This is a genomic window from Humiphilus diazotrophicus, assembly GCF_059726315.1.
In genome coordinates, this window is record NZ_AP040870.1 from 2,086,335 (window position 1) to 2,102,118 (window position 15,784).

Annotated in this window: 13 protein-coding genes; 7 read left to right on the forward strand and 6 right to left on the reverse strand. The window is 52.7% G+C overall.

Going from position 1 to position 15,784, the window contains the following annotated elements:
• Window positions 1–123 precede the first annotated feature (123 nt).
• Together AC6I7T_RS09735 and AC6I7T_RS09740 are read left to right on the forward strand one after the other, a co-directional pair.
• The gene (locus AC6I7T_RS09735; protein WP_497793177.1) at window positions 124–486 is read left to right on the forward strand and encodes a hypothetical protein; all 363 of its coding nucleotides are present in this window, start codon (window positions 124–126) and stop codon (window positions 484–486) included.
• Between the two features lie 206 nt (window positions 487–692).
• Window positions 693–1,499 (forward strand): hypothetical protein, encoded by an 807-nt coding sequence (locus tag AC6I7T_RS09740; protein ID WP_497793178.1) that lies wholly within the window; start codon window positions 693–695, stop codon window positions 1,497–1,499.
• A gap of 108 nt (window positions 1,500–1,607) precedes the next feature.
• Here the strand turns inward: AC6I7T_RS09740 and AC6I7T_RS09745 are convergent, their stop codons facing one another.
• Window positions 1,608–2,597: a phosphoesterase gene (locus AC6I7T_RS09745; protein WP_497794584.1), complete on the reverse strand. Its 990-nt coding sequence runs from the start codon at window positions 2,595–2,597 to the stop codon at window positions 1,608–1,610.
• Window positions 2,598–2,931: 334 nt separating this feature from the next.
• Here AC6I7T_RS09745 and AC6I7T_RS09750 point away from each other — a divergent pair, with 334 nt between their 5' ends.
• The 4 genes from AC6I7T_RS09750 (at window position 2,932) to AC6I7T_RS09765 (ending at window position 8,401) form a co-directional block, all read left to right on the forward strand.
• Window positions 2,932–5,346 carry a penicillin acylase family protein gene (locus tag AC6I7T_RS09750; protein ID WP_497793179.1) on the forward strand — a complete coding sequence of 805 codons (2,415 nt, stop codon included), beginning with the start codon at window positions 2,932–2,934 and terminating at the stop codon, window positions 5,344–5,346.
• Window positions 5,250–7,070 (forward strand): putative glycosyltransferase family protein, encoded by a 1,821-nt coding sequence (locus AC6I7T_RS09755; protein ID WP_497793180.1) that lies wholly within the window; start codon window positions 5,250–5,252, stop codon window positions 7,068–7,070. Before AC6I7T_RS09750 ends, AC6I7T_RS09755 begins: the two co-directional genes overlap by 97 nt.
• Window positions 7,067–7,966, forward strand: coding sequence for a polyprenyl synthetase family protein (locus AC6I7T_RS09760; protein WP_497793181.1), 900 nt, complete (start codon window positions 7,067–7,069; stop codon window positions 7,964–7,966). Before AC6I7T_RS09755 ends, AC6I7T_RS09760 begins: the two co-directional genes overlap by 4 nt.
• 90 nt (window positions 7,967–8,056) lie before the next feature.
• On the forward strand, window positions 8,057–8,401 hold the full coding sequence (locus AC6I7T_RS09765) for a metal-sulfur cluster assembly factor (RefSeq protein ID WP_497793182.1): 345 nt from the start codon (window positions 8,057–8,059) through the stop codon (window positions 8,399–8,401).
• Between the two features lie 14 nt (window positions 8,402–8,415).
• On the opposite strand, the gene AC6I7T_RS09770 is transcribed toward AC6I7T_RS09765, so the two are convergent.
• From AC6I7T_RS09770 to AC6I7T_RS09785, 4 genes are all read right to left on the reverse strand, one after another.
• Window positions 8,416–8,733, reverse strand: coding sequence for a hypothetical protein (locus AC6I7T_RS09770; RefSeq protein WP_497793183.1), 318 nt, complete (start codon window positions 8,731–8,733; stop codon window positions 8,416–8,418).
• 140 nt (window positions 8,734–8,873) lie between these two features.
• Entirely contained in the window at window positions 8,874–9,182 is a 309-nt protein-coding gene (locus AC6I7T_RS09775; protein ID WP_497793184.1) for a hypothetical protein, read from the reverse strand.
• Between the two features lie 167 nt (window positions 9,183–9,349).
• On the reverse strand, window positions 9,350–9,811 hold the full coding sequence (locus tag AC6I7T_RS09780) for a type 2 periplasmic-binding domain-containing protein (protein WP_497793185.1): 462 nt from the start codon (window positions 9,809–9,811) through the stop codon (window positions 9,350–9,352).
• Window positions 9,812–9,823: 12 nt separating this feature from the next.
• A complete protein-coding gene (locus AC6I7T_RS09785; protein WP_497793186.1) occupies window positions 9,824–11,314 on the reverse strand; it encodes a hypothetical protein in 1,491 nt (496 codons plus the stop codon).
• 398 nt (window positions 11,315–11,712) lie between these two features.
• Here AC6I7T_RS09785 and AC6I7T_RS09790 point away from each other — a divergent pair, with 398 nt between their 5' ends.
• The gene (locus AC6I7T_RS09790; RefSeq protein WP_497793187.1) at window positions 11,713–13,413 is read left to right on the forward strand and encodes a methyl-accepting chemotaxis protein; all 1,701 of its coding nucleotides are present in this window, start codon (window positions 11,713–11,715) and stop codon (window positions 13,411–13,413) included.
• Between the two features lie 708 nt (window positions 13,414–14,121).
• On the opposite strand, the gene bshC is transcribed toward AC6I7T_RS09790, so the two are convergent.
• Window positions 14,122–15,714, reverse strand: a complete 1,593-nt coding sequence (gene bshC / locus AC6I7T_RS09795) for a bacillithiol biosynthesis cysteine-adding enzyme BshC (RefSeq protein WP_497793189.1) — start codon at window positions 15,712–15,714, stop codon at window positions 14,122–14,124.
• Between the last annotated feature and the right edge of the window lie 70 nt (window positions 15,715–15,784).

Genomic DNA, 15,784 nt, shown 5'->3' on the forward strand with positions numbered 1-15,784 from the left:
CAGCCGGAAGATTGAGGCATCCCGGTTGCCCACTATAGCTGGCCTAGCCCTCCGTATTGCACCTAGAGCACGGACTCACCGCAGTTACTGATTAGCATTGCCCGCAGCGGTTATGCTCGCTCTATGGCTTCTCGGTCGAAAAAGAAAAAACATCAGGGAATCCAGTCCTGGTGGCCGGTCATCCTGGGAATCGCAATCACCCCGTTCACAGCCAAGACGGCAAGCATCCTGGTACTGAGCGGTCCATGGCCACTCCGAATGCTCTACCCTTTTGCGCAACTGCTACAGAGGCATGAATTGGGGCTTGCAGAAGCTACGGGAGAAACCTTTGCCCAGTGGATGATGTACCTGCAGTTCCCTCTTGAAGGACTGCTGATGCATTTCCTCCTCAAGCGCCGTTCTCTGGCGTTTTCCTTCCTCTGCGTTGCAGCAATCCATCTCGTCGCGGTGGGCCTGCTTACCTGGCTGAGCGGCGGAGTCCGATAGACCTTCTCATATGGTGGTAGTTACTCCACTTTTCGCGGAGATCGAAACTCGATACCAGATTTTCTCGCTCATTCCATTGAAAAACGATTAATCTTCCTGGAAAGCCACTTTCTTCCAATGGATCCGATAGACATAGCCGATAAAGCCATCGGGAACTCATTCACAAAAAAGAAGATCCGTGGCAGAAAGAAGTGCAGGAACAAACAGTGAGCATAGCAACATACTCGCGACGCAAGCGAATACTGAAACGGATCCTTCTTAGCCAGCTTAGAGTCCGTTTTCTGGTAGGACTGTGCTCGCTTCTGCTCGGCTATTTCCTTCTTATCACTGCTTTTTTCTGGGTATGGAAACGGCAGGGAGATGCTCATGCCGAGGTCTTTGGAATCCTTCTGAATTTCTCGGGATCGATCGTTACTGCCGCCGTCACCTTGGTCTACTTACACGTCTCCCGCAGGTCGCTAGCTACGGCTGAAGCAGCAACTGAACTTCAGCGGGAAGAGTGGCGAATGAGAATGACGGTTAAGCCCCGCTTCTGGCTCGTCCCCCAGCCGAATGGCAAACCCGTAAGCATTACTTACCGCCGCGATGAACCTGACGGCTATCGGAAAGATTCTCCCCGCGTGCATTACCACTACGACACGCTGACCTGGCCGGAGTATGTCGTGGACGTCTGGAATGACGGCGAGCGATCTATGCGCCTCTCCAGCTACAAACTCTGGGTAAAGGATGAAGAAAACATCTCCACCTCTGGCGAACTAGTCGGTTTCGTGGTTCCGCCGAATGAACTGAGAGTCTTCCCAGTCACAAAGGAGATTGTTTCCTTGCTGTTTCGCCGTCGAGAATTTGAACAGCGCTATGAGCGCACCCCTTGTGCGGAGACGGTCCTAGGTTTGCGACTCTACTACTCTGATTGGAGAGACGACGATCACGCCAGTCACGATATGTTCTACCTGATCCTGACTCCACCCTTTGTCAAAGAGATCACGGTTACGGCAATGGACCGGCGGAGATAAGCACCGCCTTCCGGCTCTGCTTTCGCAATTTGACGTTCAGTTACACCCGAAAGACATAAGCCCCATCTCAGGATGGGGCTTATGTCACTAACGAATCTGGCAACCTGTTTAGGCAAAGGGATCCTGAGCACGCAATTCGGCGACGATCTCAGCAGCTGCTTCACGCGCCCTGCCCTCTTGATCGGGAGGAAAGCTGATGGCTCCCACTCTGGCGTGTCCGCCACCACCGTAGCGTTCGCAGATCGAAGCCAGATTCACCATCTTCTCGGGATCGGCTTTGGTCCAGGGATTAGATCCCACGGCAACCTTGGTACGGAAGCTGGATTTCGACAGACCAATCGAGTAGGTCGCCTGCGGATGCAGATAGTAGGGAATGAACTTGTTGTATCCCTCCAACGGATGGTCGGTAATATCGAAATAGATCGTGCCGTTCTTCTCTTCCGAGCGATCACGAATCAAAGCCAGAGATTCCTGATGACGCTGCAAAAGCGGCGGCAGCAGGCTGGCCACGAATGGCTGCTCCAGAATTTCGGCAAGAGGCATCGAGGTCAGCAAGGGAATGAGGCGCGGAATGAAAGCTGGATCCTGCGTCGATTCGATAATCAGAGTCAACTTCATCGCCGGAGCCGGCATCTCTACTGCCGACTGTGGTGATTCATAAAGAGCCCCATCCACGATATTCGCCCAATGAATCAGGTCCGCCACCGGTTTGGTGTCGAATCCAAACTTCGTGGAAGCAATATGGGCTATAAAACTGGTGCAGGACGTGTAGTCGGGATCGAAAAACTTCCGCTTCTGGCCTCCAGGATCGCGCTGGCAGGCCAAAAAGTGTTCGTGATCCTCCGGCGTCAAGAACGCGCTCAGATGGTGATCGAACCACCAAGTGATGTTCGGAGAAGCCGAATACTTGAAGTCGACAATCGCGTTTTCGTCACCGGTAAAGTCAGATTCGTTAAAAAGAGCACCCGCGCGATGTACCAGCCCGTGGTACTCGTAAATGGCATCCTGCGCAATACATTCACGATGGAAACGGGAAAACAGCGATGCCGAGCAGGCTCCATCGAAGCACTTGTCGTGATAGAAAACGCGAACCCTCAACGTAATAACGCTCCCTGCCTTGCTAGATAATTTCACCAATCGGAAACTCTTAGCATTGCTTTGTATGAGCGGTCTGTCAAGCACTGGCTTCGGAATATCCCTTTTCGGGAGTCACATAATTTTCAAAATCGGCGGTGATCGGGGCCAAGATCGCCCCGAATTCCGCCATTTCGGGTGAGAAAATGAAATTTCGGCTCAACAGGCTGGGAAACTGCGCCACACCAGGCCCGAAAACGCGCTGTTGGTAAGGGAAGGAACGATTGCACGCCGCATCTCGTATGCTTGCATTACCACATTCCGTTTTTTCACAGCCTGTCAAAAGCTCCAGGACAAGATGAGAGACACAGAACTCACAAAGAAACATCGGCGGCCGTTCTTGCGGCTGCTGGCTTGGTTTGCGGTATTTCTGATCCTGCTGGCCGGTGTAGGAGTCGTCAGCGGTGCATTTTGGCTTCGACGCAGCATGCAGACCTCTCTGCCCCAGTTGGACGGACAAACTCGCCTGCAGGGCCTCTCGGCAGAGGTAGTCGTCAAACGCGATCAGCACGGCGTCCCGCATCTTGCCGCTCAATCTCTCGACGATCTCTTCGTGGCGCAAGGATACGTCACGGCACAGGACAGACTGTGGCAAATGGACATGCTTCGCCGCAACGCTGCCGGGGAACTGGCAGAGCTTCTCGGCCCCAGTCTGGTGGAGCATGATAAGGCACAACGACTGTTGCTATTACGCGCCACAGCCGAACGCATCACCGCATCGCTAAACGACCGCGACCGGCGTTTTTTCGAAGACTATGCCCGTGGCGTCAACCAGTACATTCAAGATCACAAGGACAATCTGCCCGCTGGCTTCCATGCCCTTGTTTATACCCCGAAACCCTGGCAAGCCTCAGACTCCATCCTGGTCGGCTTGAATATGGTCCAAACACTCGATCAGCACTTCCAGGACAAGCTAGGCAGAGAGCAGGTTGAAGCCCATCTGGGCCAAAAACTAGCAGCCGACCTATACCCAAGCGGATCGTGGCGAGATCATCCGCCTACTACTCCGACTCCGGATCTGACGGCGCCGCAGCAGGATATACCCGATGTCCCCCTCGACGAATCGCAGACAAAGCTGGAAGACCTGGTTCATCTGCGTGAAGTTCTTGGTAAACCCTCCTGTGCCGGATGTGCAGTCGGCTCTAATCAGTGGGTAGTTAGCGGGCTCCATACCGCGAGTGGCAAGCCGCTACTGTCGAATGACATGCATCTGGGGCTTTCGGTCCCGAATATCTGGTACGAAGCGGACCTCAAGGCACCGGCCTTCCACGCAGCAGGAGTCACTCTACCGGGAATGCCCTTTGTCATCGCAGGGCACAACGACCATATTGCGTGGGGATTCACCGCTCTCTACGGAGATACTCAGGATCTTTACGTCGAGAATCTCAACGGACGTGGCGAATATGAAGCAGCCGATGGTTGGCACCCCGTCCAGCATTCTGTTGAGGAGATCAAAGTTCGCGGCAGCAGGAATGTCACCCTCGATATCCAGAAAACGAATCACGGGCCGATCATCACTCCAATGTTGAAGCACGAATCGCGTGCAATCGCTCTACACTGGTCGCTCTATGAAAATATCGCCGGTGGAATCCCCATTTTTGATCTGAATGCAGCTTCGAACTGGCTGGAATTCCGTGCGGCAATGCAGAAATGGTGGGGACCGACGCAGAACGTAGTCTATGCCGACGACCAAGGCCACATTGGCTATCAGGCTGTTGGAGCTATTCCCCTACGTCCACAGGGCATTGCAGGAGTTCCGATCACCGATAAGCAGCATGAATGGCAGGGCTATGTTCCCTTTGAAGCATTGCCCTCCACGATGGACCCTCCCGCGGGAATACTGGCAACGGCAAACTCCAGAATCACCCCTGACGGTTATCCCTATGCTCTTACCCAGGGCTGGGCTTCACCATATCGCACGGAGCGCATCTACAAGTGGCTGGCGGGAAAAGACAAGCTGACCCGGCAAGACATGCTCACACTGCAGATGGACGTCTACAGCGAAGTCAATCATGAAATTGCCCAGCGCTTTTCCTACGCTATCGATCATGCTCAGAAGACAGACGAACGCCTGAGACAGGCTGCAGACCTGATGCGCACCTGGGACGGAACGATGACAGAGGACTCGGCTGCGGCTTCGATTGTAGAACGTAGTCTTGAAGCGCTTTGGCCTCTACTTCTCTCCCCAAAACTCGGCCACAACTGGGAAGCCTACCAATGGCCGGCTTCCGGCTTTGCCGAAGAAGAGATCATCATGCACGCCTCGCCCGATTGGCTGCCCAAGAACTACCGCAACTGGGACGACCTGATCGCAGACGCTGTCAGAAAAGGCATGGAGAATGGCAAGGCACCTTACGATGTGAAGAACTGGGTCTATGGCTCCTGGCATGTAGTCGACCTGGAGCACCCACTCTTCAAGCTGCTGCCATGGTTCAAGGATTGGACAGGAACAGGCAGCCGTCCGCTCTCCGGCGACCACACCACAGTGAAGGCCTCAGGACGTGAGTTCGGTGCCTCGCAGCGCTTCACCATGGATTGGAACGACATCGATGGTTCAACCGAGAACATCGTGATGGGAGAATCGGAAAATCCGCTGAGCCCCTACTACAGGGATCAATGGCCGGACTGGTACAGAGGAACGACATTTTCCCTTCCCTTTACGGATGGCGCGGTACAGGCGGCAACGACACATACACTGCGGCTGGTCCCCTGATGACGGAAAGGCTAGCTCCGGTTAGACGATCCCATTGGCAAGTTCTCCTGCTTCTCGGGGTGATTTCACTAATCGCAATTATCCCTCTCCTCCGGTGGGGAGCTTCGTGCGGACATGACTTCGATTTCCATCTTGTCTCCTGGATGGAAGCTTTGCGCTCCTGGCATGACGGAATCCTCTACCCTCACTGGACGACGAGCCCGAACTTCGGCGCGGGAGAGGCTCGCTTTGTCTTTTATCCGCCTCTCACATGGATGTTAGGTGGAGCTTTGGGCGCTATCCTCCCCTGGAGTTGGACAGCTCAAGCCTTTACATTTCTTGCTCTCTGGGCATGTGGCGCATCGCTGTACTTTTTCGCGAAGGAGTGGCTCACGAGAGAAGCCGCAGCTCTTGCGGCCTGTCTGTACATTGTCAGCCCCTATACGCTCTTTAACGCCTACGAGCGCACCGCTTATGGGGAACTGCTCGCCGGAGCCTGGCTTCCGCTCATCGCACTCTTCGCACTAAGACGGAAAAATTCCTGGATATGGCTAGCCCTCGCACTTGCAGGGATATGGCTCACCAACGCACCGGGTGCCGTCATGGGCGAGTATCTCCTGGCTGGGGTGGTAATCACTGCAGCAATTCAGGAGCGATCTCTCACACCGGTAATACGCGCCGGAAGCGCACAAATCCTCGGGCTGGGCCTGGCAAGCATTTACGTTCTTCCAGCAGCATACGAGCAACGCTGGGTAAGCATTACGGAAGCCATTGGCCCGGGAATGCGAGTACAGGACAGCTGGTTATTCGAACACACGGGACAGGCATTTCACGATCAGGTTCTGCATACTGCCTCCTGGTTAGCCGTTATTCTGCTCGCCGTTGCTGTTATCGCAGCTATGTTGACGTGGAAAAAGACAGAACGGGAAACTCGGCGCTGGCTATTGCCGCTGATGCTTGCCGTCCCGGTAATTTTCTTTCTGCTGCTGCCGCCCAGTGAATTTCTTTGGCAGCATCTTCCCAAGCTGAGGTTCCTCCAGTTCCCCTGGCGGTGGCTTGTGGTCGCCAGCCTTTCTGCTACAGTCCTCTTGGCCAGCGCTGGGAAGAATCTTGTTCATGGGAGATTTCAACGGTTCGTATTGCCAGTCTTGCCGCTTCTGGCTGCGGTACTTGTCTTTGTCTCATTCAAGTCCTTCCACTTTTACCAGTCTTGCGACGAAGAAGATGCAGTCTCGGCCCAGGTAGATCTTTTCAAGCAAGGGACCGGAATCGAAGGAACAGATGAGTATTCGCCACTCGGAGCAGACAATACCGCTATCCAGCAAGGGCTACCAGTAGTCCGCATTCTGGAAGACGCAGATGCCGATGCTGCTCCGGGAAATATTCCTAACCCGGAATGGAGCGGAGAAGAAGCCGACACAATGAAAGCCGCCATCAAAGTGGTGAGCTGGCAACCGGAGCACAAGCAGATTGTCGTCAGAAGCGAAGAGGAAGGCTATGCGGTGCTGCGATTGAGGGAATATCCAGCCTGGGAGGCTCGACGCAACGGGAAAGAGGTTTTGTCCCGGCCACAGCGTCCTGACGGGCTGATGGTTGTTCCCGTCGGTATAGGATCGAACGAGATCACAATTATTTGGAAAGCGACACCTGACGTCCTGGAAGCGCGAATAATCACCGGCCTTGCTATTCTGGGCCTGCTGGGAGCTGCACTTTGGAACCGAAAGGGTGCGCGTCAGGTATCATGAAGCCGATGCAAGTTGATGTAAAAACTCTCCTCTCTTCCGGCGCTCAATTAGCCGATGCGGCGCTGGAGTCACTGCTTCCTCCGGGAACGCAGGTACCGGAATCCATACATAAGGCAATGCGTCATAGCGTCTTTGCCGGGGGTAAGCGCTTACGGCCCATTCTGGTGATGGAAGCTGCACGGATGATCGCAGGAAGGCTACCTGAAGGCGTGGAACGTTTGGGAGCAGCCATTGAGATGCTGCACACCTATTCGCTCATCCACGACGATCTCCCGGCTCTGGATAACGACGACCTTCGCCGTGGCAAACCCACCTGCCATGTCGTCTACGGGGAGGCCATCGCGATCCTGGCTGGAGATGCGCTGCAGACTACGGCCTACGAGGTATTGGCGGGAATGCAGTGCCCGGCACCGGCCACCGTCGAGATTATTCGTCAGGTTGCTAACGCCACGGGAACAGTGGAAGGAATGATCGGCGGACAGGTCCTCGATCTCGAGGGCGAGCACAAGAAGCCGACCGCGGAAATGGTAGATGCTATCCACAGGGCCAAGACCGGAGCACTGATCCGTGTCAGCATCGTCACCGGCGGAATCTATGCAGGAGCGACCAAGGAAGACGTCGAACGTCTGGACATTTTTGGACGCAAGGCCGGACTAGCCTTCCAGATCGTGGATGACGTGCTCGATATGACACAAGATTCCGCACACCTGGGCAAAACCGCCGGGAAGGACCTCGCCAGCGACAAAGCAACATGGCCGGCAGTCTTCGGCATTGAGCAGTCCATACAAGACGCAGACAGGCTCATTGCTGAAGCCTTTGCTGTCCTCGAGTCCTATGGAGATCGCGCTGAGGGCCTCAAGGCTGTCGCCCATTATCTCGTCCAACGTAAGAACTAATTTGTATTCTCAGCGAATCACATAAGAAGCGCGGTTTCTGCAAGCAGACCGCGCTTCCTGCTTTTTGCGAACGATGATGAGAGGGATTTGATGTCTCTGACGGAATCCGATGTTCTGACTGCATTACGAGACTGCTTCGATCCCGAACTGAAGCTGAATCTCGTAGATATGGGCTTGATCTATGGAATCAGGCTGGAACCGGACACGGAAGCTACGCCAGCCTTCCCCAGACAGAAAGTGACCGTCCGTATGACGCTCACAACTCCAAACTGCCCGGCAAGTGGGCTGATTCTGGAACAGGTGCGTAACCGCCTTGCCGGCATTCCAGATATCAGCTCGACGGAGGTTGAACTGGTTTGGGAACCGAAGTGGACTCCGCATCGAATTAGTGAAGCAGGGCGCAGGCAATTAGGCATCGGAGCCCGCATCGGCTGATAGAACCTTTGCGGCTATTTCGTCAGCAGATCTTTCGCTCTGCGTCCCTGCTCTGCAATGTCCTCGACAATATCTTCCACTTTACCGAGGAAGTGCTGGGCGTTCTTGATATAGCTTGGAATATTCTCCCAGCACTCACGGGCAAGTCCAGGCTCCGAAAGTAGAGCGAGGGTGGTACCAGCGGCTGCGGTGGCAAGAGCCGCTTTTCTCTTTCCCGCAATTAAGAGCACCGCGCTGGCAATTAACGTCCCTGCGGCCGCGGTACGTGTGTAAGGAACCTCCGAAAGCTTGGGGAAACGTGCTTCCTTTTCGGGAAGAGTAAGAATTTCCATGTCTGTAATCTCTCTTTTTCGAAAATACTGATTGGGCTATGCTCGGACGAATATCTCAACTGAAATTTAAGATGCAAATCACTGTAGCCGGACCAGACCCCGGCTACTCCGTCACGAACATCTTTTGGGAGAGCAAAGACTTAATCGAGATCGAAATCGCGTATCGGCTTTACATCCGGAGATTCTTTGGACTTCCGGAGAGCCTCGGCAAACTTCTTCTCAAGCAAATCGGCCTTGTTTCGTTCAGCCTCTACCGATTGGCGGAAGATACTCTCCTTACGCTCATCCTGCTCACGCATCGCACGAGCAGCTGCTTCGAAGTCCTCGAAGGTCTTCTTGGATGGAGCCGGAGTGTGGCTGATCACGGCGCGTGTTTCTGCGTCGATCTTCAACATGGCCCCGCAATCGGGACATGCTACCTCAAAGATCGGGTTTTGCTTCTTTGCCATAACTGAAGGGTATTGTAGGACAAGAGAAAAGCGGCAAACAAGCCGAGAAACTTTTCCACCCCTCCTGGCTCCTGACAGCTCCAGCCCTGTCACACCTCATCTCAGATCGTGCAAGAGGGAGGACCTGCGCCAGGGCCCCCATGCACGATTCTGGAAGATCATTTCGGCTATTCCAGTGTCAAAGCAACTTTTACATCGGCATCGACGTCGCTCTTGTGCAAAAAGCCCATTGCTCCCGGATTGCTCTTAATAAAGGCCTTCACCGCTGCCGGCGTTGGCGCGTCACGAACGGAAGCCGCTGTCTTGCCGGTAAAGCTAGCCTGTAGCTGATGACGGGTGTATTCGCTTTCACTCATCCCACAGACCTTCTTTAGTGCTGCGGAGCGGTCGCCGCTCCCGGCCGCTCCCAGTACAACTACAACCTTTGCACCACCCGGCCAGTTGTTTACCTCTCCCAGCATCATCTTCTTAGCATCGTTTTTGCTAATTGCCGTTACTGGATTCCCTTTGTTTACTACTACAACCAACTCGCTCGCCCCTTGGGCAAACGAAGTCGATTCTATCTTCGCACTCCAGCACACCACTCCTACAACCAGAGCGCATAGCCACCTTACTTTCGCCTGCTTCATGCTGCGCTCCTTTTAGAAGGTGTATGTTAACTGCATCCCCACTTGGTTAATGGTCTTGTGCTGAACTGGCAACTGCTGGTTACCGTTCTCATCCTGGCTGAAGTTTTTCCAATCGTAGTGTGAATACTCGGTCTTCAGCGCAACGAAGGTATTCATATCCCAGCGCAATCCCACATCTGGGCCAACCCATCTACCAACCCAAGCATTATTGGGATCATGAAAATTGGGATTCAACCACTGATAACGGAAATAAGGCCGTAGAACTCCAAAGGCCTCTGAAATCTGCGCATAACCGCCGGAAGTATAGAGCGGCTGATTGGAACCACGGGCCTGATCCCGCATCGCCGTCCCCTCTGCCATAAATTCGAACTTCGGCTTGATATAAATCACATGACCCATGAAGATATTCTGTTTGTAATACGAAGCCGCATCGGGGAATGGAAATGCCGGAGTTCCATAACTTGGTAACGACGAAACTATCGGCACTAAACTTGCGTGATACCAGCTAAAACCCGTTTGCAGCCCACTTAGCCAATCCGGTCTAACATACACACCAATGTTCGTCGACTTACCTGTGTGATCTGCTAGGACATTAGCCGGTGTAGCTGTAGCTTGTAAGGAGTGAGATTGTTTCCCATTGCCCACCTCAGCGAACCAATGCAAACCAGTACTGCCACTGGGAAGCTTTCCCATTAAGGAAATGCCCACGTTGTGAACTGGCAAAGGACCACCGAGATCCTCAAAATTGAAGATTCGTGGACGATCAATCGTCGTCTGAAACCATGTCCCGTGATGAAAGGCCGTATTGTAATAACCCAGCATCGAATGCGTCCGACCAGCGGTAAAGCTGAATTTCTCACTTGGCGTATAGCTGATTTGCGCACGTTCCAGATCTACGCCCATTTCATTCGAAGCTTCTTCTGCCTCAAAGGCAATTTCAGAGAGATAGGAAAAATGATTTGCGATTTCCGATGTAACAAAAAGGTCCATCAGCCCCAAAGCAAAGGTACTATCTCCAGCCTGGGAGGGAACCATTGGCCCTGCCGGGTTACTACCAATCACAGCGAAATTCTGATCAGCAACGAAGGCACGCACATCTCCAAAGCCTCGAATCTTCAACTGCGGAAGATGTGGAATATTTACGGTTTCTCCTCCCATCCCAGCATCCATGGTATCCATGCCTTTGGCTTCAGCTTCTTTAACTGCTTCCGGCCCGGTAGATGCAGGCTGCTGTGGTGCAGTTTGCCCAGCTGAAATCGAAGATAGTGGAGCCTGCGGTGTACTCTTCGTCGCCAATGCAGTTCTCTCATTAGCTGCTTCGGACGCCTCCAAGGCCGCTAGCCTAGCTTCTATCTGCTTCATTTCATTCTTTAATTGTTCAATCTCGTCTCTTCTACTGCTTACCGCTTGTTGCCCAACCAATGGGAGCACTACACCAACAACAGCCAACATACTTATTCCGAAACGCACGCGTTGGCCCACCCACTTGACTCCTGTATACATAGAGACCTCCAAGAAGTTAGCCCAGCCTTCGCGTGTCTATCATGCGGCTGCATGATATTAGAAGGGCTATTTACGGCATGAAGCATTATCCAGAGATCTATCCATCGAGGCTATGGAGAAACGGTTCTGCAGGTTGATTTTTTGATATGCCAGCAGAGATTCATTGTGGGAATGGACAGACTGAAGCTACTGCTCTCTCATTTTCATAGAGATAGCTATGCTTCTAGTTCAAGCTCTACTTTCCTACTCTTTACAGGCGCAGAAGGAGATTCCGGCTATCTGTTGTTTATCTGCCGAACGCCGATATGAGATTTTGAAACCCCAGTCATTTTCGACCCTCTGGGCCTTGCTCGTGTTTCGTCATTTTTTCGACTGTCAAATTTTAGGGAGTCAAGTTAATGTTCAGAGGTTTGAGCATCAAGACCAATATCCTAGGGGTTCTCGCCACTCTGGGAGGGGGATACCTGCTATTGCTAGGAGTTGTGCAAGTTACAGCAAATGCTACGCACAACCACATGTACGGTATTTCTACCGCCATATTTCCGGCCGCAATCAAAATGCAAGAAGCAGAAGCATCTTTTGAACGGATGAAAAAACATTATGGCGAAGCAGTAGTGCTCAATGATTCCAATGTCTTACCCGATGCCGAAAAAGATGCAGAAGCCACTGCTGCAGCACTGGGAGAGGTTAAGAATGCACTACAAGGGACATCTGAGTTGGCGGGTCGCATCGAGACAATCTGCTCGCAATTTTCCACAACTCGCGAACAAGCTCGTAATCTCTATAAAAGTGTCGTCGGCAATGGTGTAGCCCCCAGCGAGACCTTGATGACCCAGATGAGTGAACTAGGCAAAACCAATGCCTCTCTCTCCGGTCAAATGTCTGACTTTAATAAGCAGATTGCTTCTAAATTCCAGGACGAACTCAATGCTGTAGATGGATGGTCCACGCGTAGCCGTATTTTCGGTGCGGTTATGTTCCTTTTTGCAATGACCGGATGCTTCTTCGCCTGGAGGATGATTCAGGTCAAAGTATTTGCCCCCTTACGCGCTTTGACTCTTCGTCTTCAGGACATCGCTGAAGGAGAAGGCGATCTCACCCAACGTATCGAAATTCAAGGCCGCAATGAGATCGATGAGGTTGGTATCTGGTTCAACGTATTTATTGAACGGATTGAAGGAATCTTTCATCAGGTCACGCTGAATGCTCAAACACTCGGCTCAGCCGCATCTTCTCTGGCTCAATCGGCCCGTGAAACTGCGGGCAGGGCTTCGAAGGAAAAAGATCAGGCAGCTAAAATCTCCGCTGTCATGGGAGAGATTTCCACTGCAATAGAGGAGATCAGCAAGACGACACAAGGAGCGGCCAACAATGCTCGCCAAGCAGAGCAGAATGCGCTTACAGGAGGCAATACCGTCCGCACCACGGTGGAAACCATTCTGCAATTGGTCGATGCCAACCGGCAAACTTCCACAAAAGTCGAAGAGCTCGGTCGCGCCTCCAATGCTATCGGGAAGATCCTCGATGTTATCAACGATATTGCCAACCAAACCAATCTACTTGCTCTCAATGCAGCTATCGAAGCTGCCCGTGCGGGAGAGCACGGTCGTGGTTTTGCAGTAGTTGCTGGAGAGGTTCGCCGCCTTGCTGAGCGTACTGGCCATGCTACAAAAGAAATTGACGAAACTATTCGCACTATCCAGCAGGGTACAACCGAGGTGGTCGCAGCAATGCGTTCCAGTTCGCAACACGTGGAAATCGGTGTTACATCCGCCCGTTCGGCAGGCGAGGCCCTCGACAATATCATTCACGGATCAGAATTTGTCGAGAAGATGATCACACAGATTGCTGCTGCAGCAGCAGAACAGTCCTATTCTCTCCAGTCGATGAGCGACAACATAAATGACATTGCTTCACTTATTCAACAGACGGCCGCAAGCTCGCAGGAATCTGTAGAGTCATGTCAGCAGCTTGACGGTTTAGCTCACGACCTTAGCCAATTGGTCGCCACCTTTAAGGTTCGTACAGTTGGGGCTCCCGTTGAAACAAGAGATGTGCAAAGGACTTACTTGCTTCAAACAAATTTTGCCGAAGCATAGCATACTTCCCGCATGGGTATAGACTGCCAAATACCAGTTTGAGCAATGGTGGATTGCCCCATTCTTGCGCAGCAAGGGTGGGTCTAGAGTCTCGACGTTTCTTGTGAAGGATACCAATAAAGAACAACGAAACATAACAGCAATTTCGGTCGTTGCAACCATTGGTCAGGCTTTGTGTCAGTCCTGCACCGGGGTAGCCGACCCGCGATAAATGAAACGGGAAGTCGGATTTTGATGTTTCTTATTAGGGATGGCCTTCAGGCCATCCGGAAATAGTCTTCGTTGAGAGAGATGAAACATTTTCGGTAACATATGCAACGGGAAGAACAAAGGCATTGAATCTATACCAGTTCGGGCGTTTTGGCCACAGCTTCCACGAGCGAAAGCTCTCTCCGCTGCATTCGTTACCGAGAATGCCTATTCATTATTAAGAGAATTTCCGCGGCTGGACTGAAGTCCAGTCCTGACACAAATCGATATCACAGCTTCAAGGCTGTTTCCTGATATTATTCCCTTGATTGCTGACGCTGGCTATCCTCTCTCGCAAAGGTAGAAACTCTAGGCCCCATTCTTGCGTAGCAAGGGTGGGGTAACAAAAGCTAGCAGTTCGGTAACCGTAACTTACTTCTCTCGCACGGTTACTGAAACTCAAGCCTACGTCATCCCAGATCCCTCTCTGGGAACACACCTATTCAGAAATAATCCAGGTTAGAGATACAGAACCTTATGCCCCGGACACTCGCTATCTGCAGCTTCAACTAAGGTATCTGCTAACTCCAGGCCATAGCGTGCGAAGAATTGGACACCGGTCAGAAAGCGCTCCTGAAGATGCTTCTGAGGATAGAGGTTTGTCGTAATCGCTGCGGCATGCCTTGCTAGTGAAGCTTCCTTCTGCAACTGGAAATTCGCAGCCATGCGGCGCAAGCGATTCATCTGGTAACGCATCTTGCTGGCAGAGGTATCAGCCGAGCGCCCCAGGCCGGGATCGACGGCGTGCATCCAGCTGGTAAGTGCTTCTAATTCGCTATCCAAAGCTCTTCCAGCGTTGGCCAGCTTCTGCTTTCCTTCAAGGGGCATGGCACGAGCAGCCAAGCGCTGCATCAATTCGTCTTCCGACTGTCCCCATAGGGAATCGACAGAGAGACCGTGCTTTTCCAGCAATTCTGCGATCGCCGGTTCGACGAGCGTAGCGGAAAAACGAGGAAGCACCGGAGTCGTACGCCCAAGAATCTTTTCGAACAAGACCTGCGACTGAGCGAAATAGGCTATCTCTGCGGGTCCACCGATATAAGCAGCTGTTGGAAGTACCGAATCCTGGAAGATTGGACGCAGTAGAGCACTGGGGCTCAAGCGCTCAGGCTCCGCATCGAGAATAGCCAGCAGATCGGCAGAAGAATAACGCTGATGCCCTGCTTGCCAATTTTCTCCACCGAGACGCTTTAAGGGCAAGCGTGCTCCGGTTTCAGCATCGATCAGGAAAAGGAGGCTGGTTTTGTCTGCGACCAAGACCTGCGAGTGGTAGCCGGCTGCCTGCAATTCGGTATCCCGTGCTGCCAGAGCATCATGGAACTCTTGTGCCCGCTCAATTGCCTGGCGAAGAACATTGGCACCTAATGCATGTACTTCACGAACAGAGGGATCGAAGACGATCAACCCTTGAGAGGCAAAAATACCGGAAATCAGCTTGGCAAAGGCCTGCGCGAAGGTCCTTCCCGGCTGATAAGCCTCGGAGATCAGATCCGCTACGTCGGAATACCCCAGAATGCCAACGGCTTCCTCGACTAACGGGATGATGGAATCATCAAGAATAATTTGACCGACGGGAACTTCAGCAGGGGGTTTTGCAGTGTAACGAAGAGTTTTGATCTCTTTGCCATCGATCAGGCTCAGATGATTGATCTCGGCAAAATCGTGATCTTCGGAGGCGAGCCAAAAAACCGGTACCGCAGGACAGTTTGCCTTAGTCGACTTTTGGGCCTTACAGATCGCGGTAGCAGCCTTGAAGGGCGTAAACAAGGGTCCGCCGAGCAATACGACCTGTTGTCCGCTAACAACAGCAGAAGCGCCTTGACGGAGGGCTTCGATTCCTACTCTCGCCTTTGCAGAGGAGTTTTGCTCCAGCAGCACATCGGCAATCCGCTGCCTGCGCTCCGGTGAGAGTTCCGGCTCGGCCAGATCTTCAACTTGCGTATAGGGGGTAGCGGAATAAAACGGCTTGATGGGAGACCGACGCTCGCAGTAGTCGAGGTATAGCCGGCTCATGTGCGGCAGAGTCGAAATTGGGTAACACTCAGCGTTCACGCAGCAGGCTCTCACTCTTCTTTCCTTCAGTTTCTCACGTACTTCAATCGGTTAACACCATCGCGTCTTT